The organism is Acidithiobacillus sp. TH-A35, assembly GCF_057473505.1.
Genome location: NZ_JBYCKR010000168.1, coordinates 1 through 3098, shown reverse-complemented (window position 1 = coordinate 3098; position 3098 = coordinate 1). Strand labels below are relative to the sequence as shown.

Below are 3098 nucleotides of genomic sequence, written 5' to 3'. Positions count from 1 at the left end.
ACCCAGCGCTTCTATGCGCGACATGGCGGTAAGACGGTGATTATCGCCCGTTTTCTGCCGGTTATTCGTACCTTCGCGCCCTTTGTGGCAGGTATTGCCGCCATGCCGTACCGTCGCTTCTTTTGCTTCAATCTGACGGGCGCTTTCCTGTGGGTGGGGGGCTTGCTCGGCGCGGGCTATTTCCTCGGGCGCTTTCCCTGGGTCAAAAGCCATCTGAATATGGTGATTGTCGCCATCATCGTGATTTCGCTGATTCCCGCTGCGCTGGCCTGGCTGCAACAGCGGTTGCAGCCTTCCGAACATCCTTCCCGCTAAGTCTTTGTCGCGCTGTGCCCCGTTGCGCGCGCTATGCGCCGGGCAGCGCGCTGTACCAGCCAATCAAACAGAGCCTGCTGATGCGGGTCACCGGCGGCTGTATGCTCCGGGTGCCACTGGACGGCAAAGACATCTGGGTTGTCGGGCATATCCACGGCTTCAATGACGCCATCCTCGGCGATGGCGTTGATGGCGTAGTGCGGGGGCCATATTCGCGATGGCCTGGTGGTGCCAGGAGGATATCTCCAGGGTATCCCGCCCGGCGATTCGCCCTAGCAACGTGTCCGCCAAGACGATGACCTCATGCATGACGGGATTATGCTCAGCGTTGCGATGGCAAATGCGGGTACCGATGCTTTTGGGCAGGTCCTGGAGCAGGTCGCCGCCCAAGGCGACATTAATGATCTGCAGGCCGCGGCAGATGCCGAGCACCGGAATACGCCGGGCGATGGCTTCTCGCGCCAGCGCGATCTCAGAGGCGTCGCGGTCCGGATGTACGGCATGAATGCTGTCGTCACGCGACGCACCGTAAAAATCGGGAGAGATGTCGCCGCCGCCGGTGAGCACCAGCGCGTCACAGCGCGATAGAATAAGTCGGGCTTCGGGGCACTGGGGTGGAAAAAGGATGGGTAACCCGCCCGCCTGACAGACGGCGGCGGCATACTGAGGGGCGAGGGAAAAGGCCTCTCCGTTGCGCTCATAGGCGCTCAGCGCGATGACGGGTGGCGCGGGGGGGGGGGAATCATCCACGACGCGGATTCCCGTCCAAAGTTAGGATGGGCGTGTACAGTTCAGGGCGGCGATCACGGAAGAGTCCCCACTCCAGCCGCTGTGCAGCGAGGGCTTGCAGGTCGAGATCGGCATAGAGGATGGTCTCTTCCTGGTCGGCGTGGACAATGAGTGCGCCGGTGGCGTCGCTGATGAAGGAGCCGCCATAGAAGGTGATTTCGCTCTCCCGGCCGATTTCCCGTCCCACCCGGTTGGCAGCCACGACGGGGACGAGATTGGCGGCGGCATGGCCTTGCATGACCCTGGTCCAGTGCCCGCGACTGTTGATTTCGGGGGCCTGGGGCTCGGAGCCGATGGCGGTGGGGTAGAACAGTATTTCGGCACCCTGCAAGGCCATCACTCGCGCTGCTTCCGGGAACCATTGGTCCCAGCAGATGGCGACACCGAGGCGTCCGTAGCGGCTGTCAAACACGCGGAACCCGGTGTCGCCGGGGCTGAAATAAAACTTTTCCTGATAGCCGGGACCGTCCGGGATATGGGCCTTGCGATAGAGCCCCAGATCGCTGCCGTCGGCGTCAAAAACCACAAGACTGTTGAAGAAGGCGTTATTGGCGCGCTCAAAAAAGCTGACCGGGAGCACGACCTCGCGCTCCCGCGCCAGCTTTTGCATGGCGAGCAGGGCGGGGTGGCTCTCGCGGGGCTGCGCCAGGGTCAGGAAGTTGGGGTTCTGATCTTTGCAGAAGTATGGCGTGCTGAAGAGTTCCTGGAGGAGAATGATCCTGGCCCCGGCATCCGCCGCTGAGGTTACTTGTCGCAGCGCCTTGGCGATATTGTCAGCCTCGTCCCCCCCTACGGCCATCTGAATGGCTGCTACTTTTACCCGCATCTGCAACCTCGTTCGTCATGGCCAATCAAACATCGCTTCCGGCCTGTGGGATAAGTATAGAGGACCCCATCATTGAGACAATAGGTTAAGTGATCGCCCACCAGTTCACGGTTGACGCCAAGTCCGTGGAACGGCGGGCTGAGCTGTCGTCACTGCCTTCTCCCCACCGCCGCACCAGCGGTAGACATGAACGAGAGACACAAGAGGCATTGCTGCAACTGCCGCAGCCGCCCGAACTGCAACTGCTGCCACAACTTTTCCGTGTACCCACGGATACTTGCTCTACCGCGCCGCGCCGCTGCCAATACGCCAGCATATCCTCGACCAGTCCAACAAAGAGCTTTAATTCCGCAGCCATCTGGCTGGCGCTGGCCATGTCTTGTTTCTGTAGTACATCCCGAATTGCGAACAACGGTTTCATACCAACGCCCTCCGGTTCAGAGATGGCTTTGATAGGGCGTCGCTGCGTTGTCCATAAAGCCGCAGCCCGATGACCAGCAAGGCAAAAGCTGCCAGCACGCCAGCGATCCAAGCCGTAGAAGATCCCGGATGTTCGGCGAAGGCGCCCGTCTGGTAAATCACCGTGCTGGCGCCCCAGGCCAGGCCGGTGCCATAAAGCAGGGAGAAGATCATCCAGCCCCCTCAATACGCTGGATGACGCCCCAGCCCAGCGCAATGCGTGCTCCACCCACCTGCAATACCGCACCGCGCTTGCCCGGACCATGGACCACGCGGGTATCGGTGCCCCGGCGGATGCCGAGCATGCGCATGCGTTGCTGCATATCTCTGCCCCCGGTGACATCGCGTACTCTGGCACTGTCGCCCAGTTTAAGGTCTCCTACGAACAGGGATGGATTCACTGAATCGGCCTCCGCATTCAGAAAAATTCGACGTGCAAACGCAACATACCGACCGTCGCATCAGGAAAATAGCCGTTGGGATGCTGTATATATTGCAGGTCTGGCTGCAGGCTGAGGTGCTCAGTGAGCTTCGCGACGTAGGTGAGTTCGTAAGCCGTCTCGGCATTGCCGATGGCGGTGGTTTCCACGCCAAGGCTCTCTGCCACGGGACCTGGGCGCAGCCAGGCGCGCGCCATACCGATGGACAGGCTGTCATTCGGGCGACCGGCGAAGGGGTGGCCCAGGCGCAGACCCAGTCCCAGATACCA

8 protein-coding genes are annotated in these 3098 nt (G+C 61.2%); 1 reads left to right on the top strand and 7 read right to left on the bottom strand.

Going from position 1 to position 3098, the window contains the following annotated elements; genetic code table 11:
* The coding region (locus tag AC2VNK_RS05940) for a VTT domain-containing protein (RefSeq protein WP_486883160.1) at positions 1 to 315 on the top strand (315 nt) is incomplete at its 5' end.
* On the opposite strand, the gene AC2VNK_RS05935 is transcribed toward AC2VNK_RS05940, so the two are convergent.
* The 7 genes from AC2VNK_RS05935 to AC2VNK_RS05905 all read right to left on the bottom strand — a co-directional run.
* The gene (locus AC2VNK_RS05935; RefSeq protein WP_486883161.1) at positions 312 to 479 is read right to left on the bottom strand and encodes a hypothetical protein; all 168 of its coding nucleotides are present in this window, start codon (positions 477 to 479) and stop codon (positions 312 to 314) included. The two genes, AC2VNK_RS05940 and AC2VNK_RS05935, sit on opposite strands and share 4 nt — an antisense overlap.
* The gene (locus tag AC2VNK_RS05930; RefSeq protein ID WP_486883159.1) at positions 475 to 1065 is read right to left on the bottom strand and encodes a gamma-glutamyl-gamma-aminobutyrate hydrolase family protein; all 591 of its coding nucleotides are present in this window, start codon (positions 1063 to 1065) and stop codon (positions 475 to 477) included. The genes AC2VNK_RS05935 and AC2VNK_RS05930 overlap by 5 nt, the downstream gene beginning before the upstream one ends.
* Complete coding sequence (gene aguB, locus AC2VNK_RS05925) at positions 1058 to 1930, bottom strand: N-carbamoylputrescine amidase (protein WP_291523503.1); 873 nt, start codon at positions 1928 to 1930, stop codon at positions 1058 to 1060. Before aguB ends, AC2VNK_RS05930 begins: the two co-directional genes overlap by 8 nt.
* An 85-nt stretch (positions 1931 to 2015) precedes the next feature.
* The gene (locus AC2VNK_RS05920; RefSeq protein WP_486883158.1) at positions 2016 to 2351 is read right to left on the bottom strand and encodes a FeoC-like transcriptional regulator; all 336 of its coding nucleotides are present in this window, start codon (positions 2349 to 2351) and stop codon (positions 2016 to 2018) included.
* Entirely contained in the window at positions 2348 to 2563 is a 216-nt protein-coding gene (locus AC2VNK_RS05915; protein WP_291523506.1) for a hypothetical protein, read from the bottom strand. The genes AC2VNK_RS05920 and AC2VNK_RS05915 overlap by 4 nt, the downstream gene beginning before the upstream one ends.
* Positions 2560 to 2790, bottom strand: coding sequence for a FeoA family protein (locus AC2VNK_RS05910; protein WP_291523508.1), 231 nt, complete (start codon positions 2788 to 2790; stop codon positions 2560 to 2562). Before AC2VNK_RS05910 ends, AC2VNK_RS05915 begins: the two co-directional genes overlap by 4 nt.
* 17 nt (positions 2791 to 2807) lie before the next feature.
* Positions 2808 to 3098: carbohydrate porin (locus tag AC2VNK_RS05905; RefSeq protein ID WP_486883157.1), on the bottom strand; the 291-nt coding region annotated here is incomplete at its 5' end.